At 69.8% G+C, this 12,187-nt stretch carries 13 protein-coding genes; 5 read left to right on the plus strand and 8 right to left on the minus strand.

Translation table 11 applies throughout. The features are described 5' to 3' along the window. The 7 genes from J0695_RS27760 to J0695_RS27785 all read right to left on the minus strand — a co-directional run. Positions 1 to 813 (minus strand): ABC transporter ATP-binding protein (locus J0695_RS27760; RefSeq protein ID WP_206966480.1); only part of this gene is annotated, 813 nt, incomplete at its 3' end. Further along, positions 810 to 1,799, minus strand: a complete 990-nt coding sequence (locus J0695_RS27765) for an ABC transporter permease (protein ID WP_206966482.1) — start codon at positions 1,797 to 1,799, stop codon at positions 810 to 812. The genes J0695_RS27760 and J0695_RS27765, both read right to left, overlap by 4 nt. Further along, positions 1,796 to 2,812, minus strand: coding sequence for an ABC transporter permease (locus J0695_RS27770; RefSeq protein ID WP_206966484.1), 1,017 nt, complete (start codon positions 2,810 to 2,812; stop codon positions 1,796 to 1,798). The genes J0695_RS27765 and J0695_RS27770 overlap by 4 nt, the downstream gene beginning before the upstream one ends. Before the next feature lie 2 nt (positions 2,813 to 2,814). Beyond that, a complete protein-coding gene (locus tag J0695_RS27775) occupies positions 2,815 to 4,509 on the minus strand; it encodes an ABC transporter substrate-binding protein (RefSeq protein ID WP_372445834.1) in 1,695 nt (564 codons plus the stop codon). Between the two features lie 166 nt (positions 4,510 to 4,675). Next, positions 4,676 to 4,771 carry an Ms4533A family Cys-rich leader peptide gene (locus tag J0695_RS45745; protein WP_344103043.1) on the minus strand — a complete coding sequence of 32 codons (96 nt, stop codon included), beginning with the start codon at positions 4,769 to 4,771 and terminating at the stop codon, positions 4,676 to 4,678. 67 nt (positions 4,772 to 4,838) lie between these two features. Next, positions 4,839 to 6,014: a DUF3152 domain-containing protein gene (locus tag J0695_RS27780; protein WP_307798786.1), complete on the minus strand. Its 1,176-nt coding sequence runs from the start codon at positions 6,012 to 6,014 to the stop codon at positions 4,839 to 4,841. A gap of 8 nt (positions 6,015 to 6,022) precedes the next feature. Then, positions 6,023 to 6,979: an alpha/beta fold hydrolase gene (locus J0695_RS27785; RefSeq protein ID WP_206966488.1), complete on the minus strand. Its 957-nt coding sequence runs from the start codon at positions 6,977 to 6,979 to the stop codon at positions 6,023 to 6,025. Positions 6,980 to 7,101: 122 nt separating this feature from the next. On the opposite strand from J0695_RS27785, the gene J0695_RS27790 reads away from it, so the two are divergent. From J0695_RS27790 to J0695_RS27805, 4 genes are all read left to right on the plus strand, one after another. Then, positions 7,102 to 7,287 carry an Rv3202a family protein gene (locus J0695_RS27790; protein ID WP_206966490.1) on the plus strand — a complete coding sequence of 62 codons (186 nt, stop codon included), beginning with the start codon at positions 7,102 to 7,104 and terminating at the stop codon, positions 7,285 to 7,287. Positions 7,288 to 7,433: 146 nt separating this feature from the next. Next, positions 7,434 to 8,075: a TetR/AcrR family transcriptional regulator gene (locus tag J0695_RS27795; RefSeq protein WP_206966493.1), complete on the plus strand. Its 642-nt coding sequence runs from the start codon at positions 7,434 to 7,436 to the stop codon at positions 8,073 to 8,075. Positions 8,076 to 8,195: 120 nt separating this feature from the next. Continuing rightward, on the plus strand, positions 8,196 to 8,423 hold the full coding sequence (locus J0695_RS27800; RefSeq protein ID WP_206966495.1) for a DUF3107 domain-containing protein: 228 nt from the start codon (positions 8,196 to 8,198) through the stop codon (positions 8,421 to 8,423). Between the two features lie 153 nt (positions 8,424 to 8,576). Beyond that, a complete protein-coding gene (locus J0695_RS27805) occupies positions 8,577 to 8,840 on the plus strand; it encodes a hypothetical protein (protein ID WP_206966501.1) in 264 nt (87 codons plus the stop codon). Positions 8,841 to 9,054: 214 nt separating this feature from the next. On the opposite strand, the gene J0695_RS27815 is transcribed toward J0695_RS27805, so the two are convergent. Further along, on the minus strand, positions 9,055 to 9,801 hold the full coding sequence (locus tag J0695_RS27815; RefSeq protein WP_206966497.1) for a ferritin-like fold-containing protein: 747 nt from the start codon (positions 9,799 to 9,801) through the stop codon (positions 9,055 to 9,057). 491 nt (positions 9,802 to 10,292) lie between these two features. On the opposite strand from J0695_RS27815, the gene J0695_RS27820 reads away from it, so the two are divergent. After that, on the plus strand, positions 10,293 to 12,026 hold the full coding sequence (locus J0695_RS27820; RefSeq protein WP_242553272.1) for a DEAD/DEAH box helicase: 1,734 nt from the start codon (positions 10,293 to 10,295) through the stop codon (positions 12,024 to 12,026). Positions 12,027 to 12,187: the final 161 nt, after the last annotated feature.

Consider the following 12,187-nt stretch of genomic DNA (forward strand, 5'->3'; position numbering starts at 1 on the left):
TTGAGGACGAGCGGCCGAAGGCCGCGATACCCGGGCTCCGTTCACTCTCGGGACCGCCGCAAGCAGTGCACGCGTATACGGATCCCGGGGTGAGCCCAGGACCTCCCGGACGGGGCCCCGCTCGACCGCCACCCCCGCCCGCATCACCAGCACCTCGTCCACCGACTCCGCCGCCACTCCCACGTCATGCGTGACCAGCAGCAGCCCCATCCCCGTCTCGTGCCGCAACTCGTGCAGCAGATCCAGGATCTGGGCCTGCACCGTCACGTCCAGCGCGGTCGTCGGCTCGTCCGCGATCAGCAGCCGCGGCTCACACGCGAGCGCCATCGCGATCAGCGCCCGCTGCCGCATCCCGCCGCTGAACTCGTGCGGGCGTGCCCGCGAGCGCCGTACCGCATCAGGAATCCCGACCCGGTCGAGCACCTCCACGGCCCGTGCCCGCGCCGCCCGCCGCGAAGCCTTCGTATGGACGCGGTACACCTCGGCGATCTGGTCGCCGACCGCGTAGTACGGGTCCAGCGACGACAGCGGGTCCTGGAAGACCATCGCGGCCGTCGCACCCCGCAGCGCCCTCAGCTCCGCCTCGGACGCGGCGTTCACATCGGTCCCTGCCACCGAGACGGACCCGGTGACGACGGCCCCGCTCCCCCGGTGCAGACCGAGCAGCGCGTACGCCGACGCGCTCTTGCCCGACCCGGATTCACCGACGATGCCCAGCGCGCCCCCCGCCTCCAGGGTGAAGGAGAGCCCGTCCACCGCCTGTACGGCGCCGAACCCGATCCTGAGGTTCTCGACCTCGACCAGTGCACTCATGACAGGACCACCCGTCGGTCGGCCATCGCGTGCAGTACGTCCGCGACGGCATTGGCCAGGACGACGAAGAAGCCGGTGACCAGCACCAGCCCGACGACCACCGGCAGGTCGACCGTCTTGACGGCCTCGACCAGTTGACGGCCGACGCCGGGGATACCGAACAGCGACTCGGTGAGCACCGCGCCGCCGAACATCATCCCGACGTCGAGCGCGGCCAGCGCGATGATCGGCGCGAGGGCGCCACGCAGCGCGTGCCGCCACACCAGGGAGCGCTCGCTGACCCCGTACGCCCGGAAGGTGCGCACATGGTCGTCCGCGAGCGTCTCCAGCATCGAGGCGCGCGTCATCCGGGCGTACGGAGCCGCCGAGATCACCGCCAGGGAGACCCAGGGCAGCAGCAGGTTCCAGCCCCACTCGGCGGGGTCCTGGGTGAAGGGCACGTAGTCGGGGAACGGCAGCCACTGAAGCGTCGAGCAGAAGACGATGATCAGGAGCAGACCGATCACGAAGACCGGCGTGGACATGCCCGCGAGGGTCAGCGCGGTGAGGATCCGCTCGGTCGGCCGGCCGCGCCGCCACACCGAGAGCAGCCCGGTGCCGACCCCGAGCAGCATCCAGAGCACGAACGCGCCCACGATGAGCGAGGCGGTCGCCGGGAGCTTCGCGAGAATGAGCTGGGTGACCTGCTGGTCGCCCTGGTACGAGATCCCCAGGCACGGCGCGCCGCAGTGGATCGTGCCCGTGCCGCCCGAGTAGTCGCGGCCGGCGAAGATGCCCTGCACGAAGTGCGCGTACTGCACGTAGACCGGGTCGCCGAGGTGCAACTTGTCGCTCAACTGGGCCACTTGTGCGGGAGAGCAGCGCGGGCCGCAGGCGATCTGGGCGACGTTGCCGGGGGCGACGTAGAAGATCGCGTAGACGACGACGGTCAGCGCGACGAGCACGAAGAGCGCCCCGCCGAACCGTCGCAGCAGGAACCGGTTCATGCCCCGGCCTCCTTCTTCTTGCCGGACTTCTTGCCGGACTTCTTGCGGGAGGTACCGATCGGCAGCCGCGAGGCGGCGCGCGGGTCGAGTGCGGTCCGTACGCCCTCGCCGAGCACCGTCAGCGCGAACACCGTGACGAAGAGCAGCGCGGCGGGGATCAGCAGATAGGTGGGCGCCGCCTGGTACCAGGTGTCGGCGTCGCTGAGCATCTGTCCCCAGGACGGCGTGGGCGGCTTGATGCCCACCCCGAGGAAGGACAGGGCCGCCTCGACGACGATGTCGGCGGGAAAGAGCAGCACGGAGTACGTGATGACCGGCGCGGCCAGCGCGGGGAGCAGCTCGCGCCGGGCGATCTGTACGCCGCCCCAGCCGCTGAGCCGGGCCGCCGCCACATGGTCGCGCGACTTGAGCGACAGCGTCTGGGCACGGACGATCTTCGAGATGCCGGCCCAGCCGACCAGCCCGATCACGCCGGCGATCAGCACGGGGCGCGGGACGCTCGCGGGGACCACGGTGAGCACGCCGAGGGCGATGACCATGACCGGCAGCGCCACCATCACATCGGTGATCCGGCTGAGCGCCTGGTCGACGTACCGGTTGCCGAGCCCGGCCGAGAGCCCGACGGCGACGCCGATGACGACCTGGGCGACGGTCGCGGCCAGGGCGACGCCGAGCGAGACCCGTGCTCCGTACGCCACGCGCGCGAACAGGTCGCGCCCGGTGAGCGGTTCGACGCCGAGCCAGTGCTCGGCGCTGATCCCGCCGAAGGAACCGAGCGGCACTCCGCCGGTGGCCGAGTCGACGAGTTTCGGGTGGTACGTGGTGGGGTCCTGGCCCTCGATCGCCGCGAGAAGCGGGGCGCCGAGCGCGATCAGGACCAGCAGGGCGACGACGACGGCCGCCACCAGCACGGCGCGCTGCGTACGCAGCCGCTGCCAGAACGGGGACGCCCCGGAGGCGGGGGCGGCCGTGGTGGCCGCTCCCGCCTCCTGGACCAACAAGGCTTCGCTCATGGTTACTTGACCGCGACCTGGGAGATGTCCAGGACGCCGGTCCAGTCGCTGATGACGACGTTCTTGATCGCCGAGCCGTACAGCCGCTTGTAGACCGGGTGGAAGAGCGGCACGGTCAGCGCCTGCGCACCGATCTTCTTGTCGAGCGCGCCCCAGCGCTTGGCCGCCGCGTCGAGGTCGGTGAGCTTGTTGATCGCGTCGATCTCGCTGTTGACGGAGGCGTCGTTCAGCTGGGCGGCGTTGAAGTTGTAGCCGTTCTTGACGATCTGACGGCCGTCGAAGAGCGGGGCGAGGAAGGGGCCGCCGGAGGGCCAGTCGGCACCCCAGCCGCCGAGGAAGAGACCGGGCTCGCTCTTCACGTTGTAGATCGTGTCGTTGTACGCGTTGGTCTCCAGGCCCTGGAGCTTGACCGTGATGCCGGCCTTCTTCAGCGCCTCCTGCAGCGAGGTGGCGATCTCAGGACTTGTCGCGAAGTCCTTGTCGTTGGAGTGCGTGAGGGTGACGGTCAGCCCCTTGGGGTAACCGGCCTCCTTCAGGAGCTCCTTGGCCTTGGCCGCGTTGCCCGACTCCCCTGCGGGGAAGGCGTCGTAGGCCGTGTAACCGAAGGACTTCTGCGTGGGCAGGACGGTGGTGGCGGCCTCGGCGAGCGAGGAGCCGCCGGCCGCGTTGACGACCGAGGTGCGGTCGACGGCGTACGAGATCGCCTGGCGCACCTTCGGGTTGTCGAAGGGCTTCACCTTCGGGTTGATCGCCAGGTAGTTGGTGTAGCCGAAGTGGCCCGTCCCCACCCGTGCGGCGAGCTTCTTGTCGCCGGTGACCTTGGCCAGCTCGGCCGGGCCCAGGTTGGTGTCGGTGGTGACGGCGGCCGCGTCGGTGCCTGCCGAGGCGGAGAGCCGCTGGTTGATGACGGCCGAGTCGAGCCCGGAGCGGACGTCGATCTTGTCCGGGTAGGCCTTGCGCTCGTCGTCGCCGGACCAGTACTTGTTGCGCTCCAGGGTCAGGCGCTCGCCGTCGCCCTCGTTCTTGACGACCTTGTACGGACCCGAGGAGAGCGGGTGCAGCTCGTACTTGGCGCCCTTGTCCTTGGCCTGCGGCACCGGCGTCGTCTGCGTCTGGGTGGCCAGGAAGGGGAACTCGCCCTCGGGCTTGTTCAGATGGAAGACGATCGTCTTCGCGTCCGGCGTCTCGATCGAGGCGAGGCCCTTTTTGTCCTTGTACGGGCCCTGGTAGTTCGCCGCGCCGATGAGCCAGTCCCTCAAGTACGGTGCGCCGCCGGAGAGTTCGGAGGCGAAGGACCGCTCGATGCCGTACTTGATGTCGGCACTGGTGATGGCCGTGCCGTCCTCGTACTTCAGCCCGCTCTTCAGCGTGTACGTCCAGACCGTGGCGTCCTTGCTGGGCCTGCCGGTGTCGGTCGCCAGGTCGGGCACGACCTTGGAGCCCGCCGCGCCGTCCTCACGGTTGCGCGTGGTGAGCGTACGGAAGACGAGCGAGGGGACGTTGCCGCCGCCCGAGGTGTAGAGCCGCGCCGGGTCGAAGTTCGTCTGCGCCTTGGCGTTGAGGACGGTCAGCGTGCCGCCCTTCTGCGGCGCGCCGCCGTCTGAGGACGCGGCGCCGCTGTCCTTGGGGCCGCAGGCCGCGGCGCCCAGGGCGAGGACCAGGGCTATCGCCGCGGTGGACGCTGCGCGTGGGGACAATTGACGCATGGATCTGGGCCTCTCGGTGCACTGCGGAAGAAATCAGGGGAATCCACGCAGGGGTGCAGCACCGGGGTCCGGAATGCAGAAATGCCGCGCCTGCGGGCAGGAATACGCCCGGGCGCGGCATAGGGGAGAAAGAAGCCGACGCACGCCAGGGCAGGCGTCAGCTACAGAGAATGTCGGCGACGCTGTGCCCGGTCACGCCGATGAGCGCCAGCTCTATGGCGGCGTAATCGGAGGACACGAGGCGGTGCGACATGAGGAGAAATATGAACGAACAACCACCCGATGTCAATGTGACATAAAGCGGCCGGCCGGCACTTTCCTCAACTGGTGGGAAACACCCAGGGGTTGGGCCTGCACTTGATCCCGCCGATGTCCAGCGACTTGGTCTGCTGCTGCATGACCGGCGCCAGCGCACCCGGAGTGGTGCAGCTCACATGCGAGTGCCCGAGCCGGTGCCCGACCTCGTGATTGATGAGCATCTCCCGGTAGAGGAACATCTTGTCGGCGCCGTACGTCGCGGATCCCTGCGCCCAGCGATAGGCATTGATCATGACGCGCTGAGTCGCCGCCGAATCGCACGACACATTTTCTTCCAAGGTGTCGAGTTGGGATTTCGCACACCACTCGGCGGTCGTCCCCGGACTGGCCAGGCTGATCACGAAATCCGGAGTACCGGTGGATATCCGCTCAAAGGTCTTGGCACCGTTGTGCGCCCAACTCCGGTTGTCGTTCAGGGTTTTCTGGACGGCCTCGGCGAAAAGCGCACCGTCGAGTCCGAGCCCCTTCTCGACATCGATCCGGTAGCGGTACTTTCGCCCCTTGCCCGGCGCCTTCGCCGAACCGGCCACCGCCGCGAACTCCCCCGAGCCCTTCAGCTTCGGGTCGAGCGGGTACTGCTTGGCCATCTCCTGCTCGTACGTGAGGACGACGGCGGCCCGCGTCGACGGCGTCGCCCGCTGCTGTCCGCGCGAAGCCGCGGAGCTGTCGCCCCGGCCCGTGCCCGAGGACTGGGCGTCGGCGTGCGACGTACCGCTGCCCGACGTGACCTGCCCTGCCACCACCACGGCGAGCACGGTGGTCACCGCGGCGGCGGCGATCCCGGTGAAGGTCCGCCCCTTGCCGCCCTTGCCGCCCTTGGCGGTCTCGGGCGGGTCCGCGATGACGGCCGGCGGATCCAGCGGCGCGATATCCGGCCGCGGCGCGCGCCCCGGAGAAGCCTCGAATGCCTGCACGAACTCCCGGCGCGGCCCAGGCACCCGGGGGGTCCCGGCCTGCCAGTCGCCGTACCGCTGGGGCATCGGGTCAGCACCCCACTCGCGGTGCTCGGGATGCCCGCCGCGCACCTGCCCGTGGGACTCCTCGGCGGCTCGCCTGCGGCGGCCGTTCCCCGGCTCGGTCCGTACCCGCGTTCTTTCGCCGACGGGTATGCCCCCGGTGTCGGCGTTGTCTGCGGTACCGGTGGTGCCGGTGGTACCTCGGCGGCTATGACGTCCCACGCCCGGGATCAGCTCCTACTGCTATCGGCCAGCAATTCCCGGAAGGCCGTCGCGACCGTCTCGGGGTACTCCATCATCGCCACATGCCCGGCGTCGGGCAGCGACAGCAGCCTAGAACCCCTGAAGGTTTTCGCCGCCCTGCTCGCCATACGGTACGAGACGAGCTGGTCCCGTCCGCCGTACACCAGCAGCGTCGGCGCGAGCACCCGCTCCGCCTGCCGCCACAGTCCGTGCTGGCCGCCCAGTGTGTACGCGTTCACGATTCCTCGCGCGGAACGCGTCATCGCGTCCCAGAAATAAGGGAGTTGAAGCCTGCGCTCCATCTCGTCGACCGCATTGCGCAGCCCTTCCTCGCTCACTCGCGAGGGGTCCCCGTAACAGAGCGCCGTCACCCCGAGGGTGCGCTGCTCGGCCGTCCAGTCCCTGGTCATCTTCGCAAAAAGACCGGCGACCCCGGGCACCGCGATCAGCGCGGTCGGCCAGGCGGTGCGCTGGGCGCGCAGCTCGGGCAGGGCGGGCGAGACGAGGGTGAGGGTGCGTACGAGATCGGGCCGCACCGCGGCGACCCGCGTGGCGACCGCCCCGCCCAGCGAGTTCCCGACGAGGTGCACGGGCCCGCGTCCGCTCGCGTCGAGGTGCCTGATGACCGCGCGCGCATGACCGGTGACCGAGTAGTCCCCGGAGTCCGGCGGCGGGGAGTCCCCGAAACCGGGCAGGTCGAGCGCCTCGCCGTCCACCAGGTCGTCGACCAGCGGCATCAGCGCCGACCAGTTCTGGGAGGACCCGCCGAGCCCGTGCACGAACAGCGCGGGCTCCAGGCCGGTCCGCGCCCCGGGCCTGGAGCGCACATTCAGTGTCAGTCCGGGGAGCACACAGGTCCGCAGACTCTCCCCATCGGCGATGCGGACGGCGCTCACCCTGGGTGCCACGGATGTGGCGATTCCCGGCAGCTCGGTCGAAGACATAAGGCGATGTTACGAGACGATCACGCACTGGATCGTGTGTTCGCAGTCACAGCCTGCCTGGCGGCCCGGCACCGGCGCTCCTAGGCTCGTAGGAAGAGCTCCCCCAGGGAAGGCGGCACGCCATGCCCACTGACACCCCCGAAGACTACGAAGAAGCGGACCCGGCGGACGCAGCCGAGCAGCGGACCGAGCTCACACCTCAGGAGGACGACCCGCTGACCTCCATCGATCCGGCCGCGGTCAACGAGGCGGACGCCGCCGAACAGACGCGCGTGGTCCCGCTCGACGAGGACGATTACCGCAGCTGAGGTGTGGTTGAACAGGGGAAGCACCTTCACAGGCTGTCCGGTCCGTGAAATTCTGCGTCCGCACCGCGCACAGCACTGTTACTCAAAAGTACGATGGCGGCGCGACGTCAGAGCTTTGCGTGATCAGCTATTCATTGGGAGGCGGCGTGACAGCCATCGAGCAGACAGAGGCAGCGCGCCCGCGGGGCACGCGCCTGCCGCGCCGGGCCCGACGCAACCAGCTCCTTGGGGCCGCCCAGGAAGTTTTTGTCGCGCAGGGTTACCACGCGGCTGCGATGGACGACATCGCCGAACGGGCCGGCGTGAGCAAGCCCGTGCTCTACCAGCACTTCCCGGGCAAGCTGGATCTGTATCTGGCCCTGCTCGACCAGCACTGCGAGTCGCTTCTCCAGGCGGTCCGCACAGCCCTGGCCTCGACCACGGACAACAAACTGCGCGTGGCCGCGACGATGGACGCGTACTTCGCGTACGTACAGGACGAGGGCGGCGCCTTCCGGCTCGTCTTCGAGTCCGACCTGACCAACGAGCCCGCCGTGCGCGAGCGCGTGGACCGGGTGTCGCTGCAGTGCGCGGAGGCGATCTCCGACGTCATCGCGGGTGACACGGGCCTGTCCAAGGAGGAGTCGATGCTCCTCGCGGTGGGCCTCGGCGGTGTCTCGCAGGTGGTCGCCCGTTACTGGCTCTCCAGCGGGTCGGCGATCCCCCGTGACAACGCTGTGCAGTTGCTCACCTCGCTCGCCTGGCGGGGCATCGCGGGCTTCCCGCTGCACGGGGTGGACGGCCACTGACGGCCGTGTTCGCTGCGGGCGTGTTCGAGCAACGTCTTGGGCGTCCGCTCACCGGGCTAATGTGGTGATCCGTACAGCGCGGCTGGCCGCGCATCGCACGACCGTCGGAGGGACATAGCCGTGGAGGTCAAGATCGGCGTGCAGCACGCGCCCCGGGAGATCGTTCTGGAGAGCGGGCAGTCGGCCGAGGAGGTCGAGCGCGCAGTAGCGGACGCGCTGTCCGGCAAGGCGCAGCTGCTCAGCCTCTCGGACGACAAGGGCCGCAAGGTCCTTATTCCGGCCGACCGGATCGCGTACGTGGAGCTCGGCGAGCCGGCACAGCGCCGGGTCGGATTCGGCGCCCTGTAAGCACCTTTCGGTACAGCAGAGCACAGCACAGAGGCCCGGCGGTGATCACCGCCGGGCCTCTGTCGTGTGTACGGGGAGGATTGCATTCCGCGAGCTGCGGGTAGTACCGCCTCGACCGATTTGCCCAGGCTTCGCGGGAGGGACCACATGAGCATGTTCTTGGAAGCCGTCGGCTCCGTACTCCTCGGTTTCGCCCTTTCCTGGACCGCCGCGCACCGGCTGTCCGACCGTCTGCCGGCCCGCCGTACGGTCCTGGTGACCGGCCCGGTCGGCGCCCTCTTCGGCGCTTTCCTCACGCACTCCGCACTGGGTCCCGGCCATGTGCTGGCGACGCTGTTCGGAGCGGTGGTGGTGGCCACGGTCCTGCTGTCCCTGCTGCTGCGCCCGGCGGGTCGGCTGCGCCGATCAGCTGCTTAGGCAGCCAGCCCGAGTGCGGCCATGCGCTTGGTGTGGGCCTCGGTGATCCGCGAGAACATCCGGCCGACCTCGGCCAGGTCAAAGCCGTCCGCGACCCCGCCCACCAGCATGGTCGAGAGCGCGACCCCTCCTCGACGCCGCCCTCGCACCGCTCCGCGGGCTTCGGCCGGCTGCGCCGGACACCGTCCGTCGGGCCCCCGCACCCGCATCCCCTCTACGCCGCCAGCCCCAGTGCAGCCATGCGCTTGGTGTGGGCCTCGGTGATCCGCGAGAACATCCGGCCGACCTCGGCCAGGTCAAAGCCGTCCGCGACCCCGCCCACCAGCATGGTCGAGAGCGCGTCGCGGTCCGCGACCACGCGCTGCGCCTGGCTCAGGGCCTCGCCCATCAGCCGGCGTGCCCAGAGCGCGAGCCGGCCGCCGACCCGGGGGTCGGCCTCGATCGCGGCGCGGACCTTCTCCACCGCGAAGTTGCCGTGCCCGGTGTCGTCGAGGACCGCGAGCACCAGCTGGCGGGTGTCGGTGTCCAGGCGGGCCGCGACCTCCCGGTAGAAGTCACTGGCGATCGAGTCGCCGACGTACGCCTTGACCAGGCCCTCCAGCCAGTCCGACGGAGCGGTCTGGCGGTGGAAGTCGTCCAGCGCCTGCGCGAAGGGGTCCATCGCGCCGGTCGGGTCCGCGTCGATGGCGGTGAGCCGGTCGGCCAGTCGCTCGAAGTGGTGGAACTCGGCCGAGGCCATCTTCGCCAGTGCCGCCTTGTCGCCGAGCGTCGGCGCGAGCTTGGCGTCCTCGGCGAGCCGCTCGAAGGCCGCCAGCTCCCCGTACGCGAGCGCTCCGAGCAGGTCCACGACGGCGGCGCGGTACCGCGGGTCGGCGGCGGACGTCTCCCAGCCCTGGGCGGCGATACCGGTCGGTGCGGGGGTTTCGTCGGCGGCGATTTTGGCGTTGTCAGGCGTCTCCATGGAGCGCACAATAGCGCTCCGCCTCCAAGTATCGAACAGAGAGCGGAGGCGGAGAGAGCGGAGCGAACGGAGCGGTCGACGCATTGTGTAAGGGGCTGGTCAGCCACTGTGACCACGGCCTCTCACTCAATTCACCCAACACACATGCGCGAATCCGGGGTACAGTGGTAATGCGCCTGTCGAATGTTCTGCATGTACTGCAGCTTGTTCGACGGGTCATCCGAATGAGGATGCCCGGTCGGTGGCCCGATCGGCTCCACCCGACCGCCCTCACTTTTTCCGATGTGAGGGGCCCCCTCAGCGGCACGAGCGCTTGAGCGAAGGCAGTGGTCCCGCGCTGATCAGCACGGTACGACCCCCATCGTTCGCCTTGGGCCGCGTCTCACAGAAGAGGCAGCACCCTGACTACGTTCCGAGACCTCGGGATTCTCCCCGAGACCGCCGAAGCCCTTGAAGCCGTCGGCATTGTGTCCCCCTTTCCCATCCAGGAGATGACGCTTCCCGTAGCGCTCTCCGGCTCCGACGTCATCGGCCAGGCCAAGACCGGCACCGGCAAGACGCTCGGATTCGGTCTGCCGCTTCTTGAGCGCGTCACCGTCCCCGCCGACGTCGAGGCCGGCCGCGCCGCGCCGGAGAAGCTGACCGACGCCCCGCAGGCGCTCGTCGTCGTCCCCACCCGCGAGCTGTGCCAGCAGGTCACCAACGACCTGCAGACCGCCGGCAAGGTCCGTAACGTCCGCGTGCTCGCCATTTACGGCGGCCGGGCCTACGAGCCGCAGGTCGAAGCGCTGAAGAAGGGCGTCGACATCATCGTCGGCACCCCGGGCCGGCTGCTCGACCTGGCAGGGCAGAAGAAGCTCAACCTCGGTCACATCCGCGCGCTCGTCCTCGACGAGGCCGACGAGATGCTGGACCTGGGCTTCCTGCCCGACGTCGAGCGCATCATGAACCTCCTGCCGCCCAAGCGTCAGACCATGCTCTTCTCCGCGACCATGCCGGGCGCGGTCATCGGCCTGGCCCGTCGCTACATGTCGCAGCCGACGCACATCCGGGCGACCTCGCCCGACGGCGAGGGCCAGACCGTCGCCAACATCAAGCAGCACATCTTCCGCGCCCACTCCATGGACAAGCCGGAGCTGGTCTCGCGCATCCTGCAGGCCGACGGCCGCGGACTCGTGATGATCTTCTGCCGTACGAAGCGGACCGCCGCCGACATCGCCGAGCAGCTGGCCACGCGTGGCTTCTCCTCCGGTGCGGTCCACGGCGACCTCGGCCAGGGCGCGCGCGAGCAGGCCCTGCGGGCCTTCCGCAACGGCAAGATCGACGTGCTGGTGTGCACCGATGTCGCCGCGCGCGGTATCGACGTCGACGATGTGACGCATGTCATCAACTACCAGTCCCCCGAGGACGAGAAGACGTACCTGCACCGCATCGGCCGCACCGGCCGCGCGGGCAAGTCGGGTACGGCGATCACCCTCGTCGACTGGGACGACATCCCCCGCTGGAAGCTGATCAACAAGGCGCTGGACCTGCCGTTCGACGAGCCGGAGGAGACGTACTCCACCTCCGAGCACCTCTATGAGCTCCTGGGCATCCCGGCCGGCACGAAGGGTGTTCTGCCGCGGGCGGAGCGCACCCGTGCGGGTCTCGGTGCGGAGCAGCTCGAGGACCTGGGCGAGACGGGTGGGCGTGGACGCAAGTCCGCCCCCGCCGCGGCTGCCCCGGTCAAGGAGGAGCGCCCGCCGCGTACGCCGCGGCAGCGTCGTCGTACGCGCAACGGCGAGTCTGCGACGGAGGCTGCCACCCCGGTCGCGGTCGCGGTCGCCGCACCTGTTGCCGACATCGCCGAGCCGGCCGAGCCGGCGGAGGAGTCGCGCACGCCGCGGCGCCGTCGCCGTACCCGTGTCGCCGTCGCGGACGCGGTCGCCGAGGCGGCCGTGGTGACGGTGGCGCCGGTCGTCGAGGCCGCGCCCCAGATGGAGATCGAGGCGGAGGCCAAGCCGAAGCGTCGCAGGACGCGGGTGGCCAAGCCCGAGAGCGCGGACGAGCCGCAGTTCCAGATCGCTCCTGCGGTCGAGCCCGAGGCGAAGCCGAAGCGCAAGCGCGCGGTCGCCAAGCCGAAGGTCGCGGCCGAGGCCGTGGTCGAGGCTCCGGTCGCGGAGGGCGAGGCGAAGCCGAGGCGTCGTCGTGCGCGCACCCCGAAGGCAGCCCAGCCCGAAAGCTGACCTGACCCGTACGGCGGCGGCCCGGATCCCGGAAGGGATCCGGGCCGCCGCCGTTTGTACTCCGCCGCTTCCCGAAACCGGGTTCGCACCCGGGCCCCGCCTGTCCTCAAACGCCGGACGGGCTGAAATTTGCCGGGCCTAATCCAGCCCGTCCGGCGATT

This window comes from Streptomyces beijiangensis (assembly GCF_017315755.1).
Lineage (GTDB): Bacteria > Actinomycetota > Actinomycetes > Streptomycetales > Streptomycetaceae > Streptomyces > Streptomyces beijiangensis.

What these genes read in the sequence shown, in the direction of transcription:
- J0695_RS27765 (WP_206966482.1), bottom strand. Translation starts at nt 1,799, where the DNA reads ATGAACCGGTTCCTGCTGCGACGGTTCGGCGGGGCGCTCTTCGTGCTC.
- J0695_RS27815 (WP_206966497.1), bottom strand. Translation starts at nt 9,801, where the DNA reads ATGGAGACGCCTGACAACGCCAAAATCGCCGCCGACGAAACCCCCGCA.
- J0695_RS27770 (WP_206966484.1), bottom strand. Translation starts at nt 2,812, where the DNA reads ATGAGCGAAGCCTTGTTGGTCCAGGAGGCGGGAGCGGCCACCACGGCC.
- J0695_RS27805 (WP_206966501.1), top strand. Translation starts at nt 8,577, where the DNA reads ATGTTCTTGGAAGCCGTCGGCTCCGTACTCCTCGGTTTCGCCCTTTCC.
- J0695_RS27820 (WP_242553272.1), top strand. Translation starts at nt 10,293, where the DNA reads ATGACGCTTCCCGTAGCGCTCTCCGGCTCCGACGTCATCGGCCAGGCC.
- J0695_RS27785 (WP_206966488.1), bottom strand. Translation starts at nt 6,979, where the DNA reads ATGTCTTCGACCGAGCTGCCGGGAATCGCCACATCCGTGGCACCCAGG.
- J0695_RS45745 (WP_344103043.1), bottom strand. Translation starts at nt 4,771, where the DNA reads ATGTCGCACCGCCTCGTGTCCTCCGATTACGCCGCCATAGAGCTGGCG.
- J0695_RS27790 (WP_206966490.1), top strand. Translation starts at nt 7,102, where the DNA reads ATGCCCACTGACACCCCCGAAGACTACGAAGAAGCGGACCCGGCGGAC.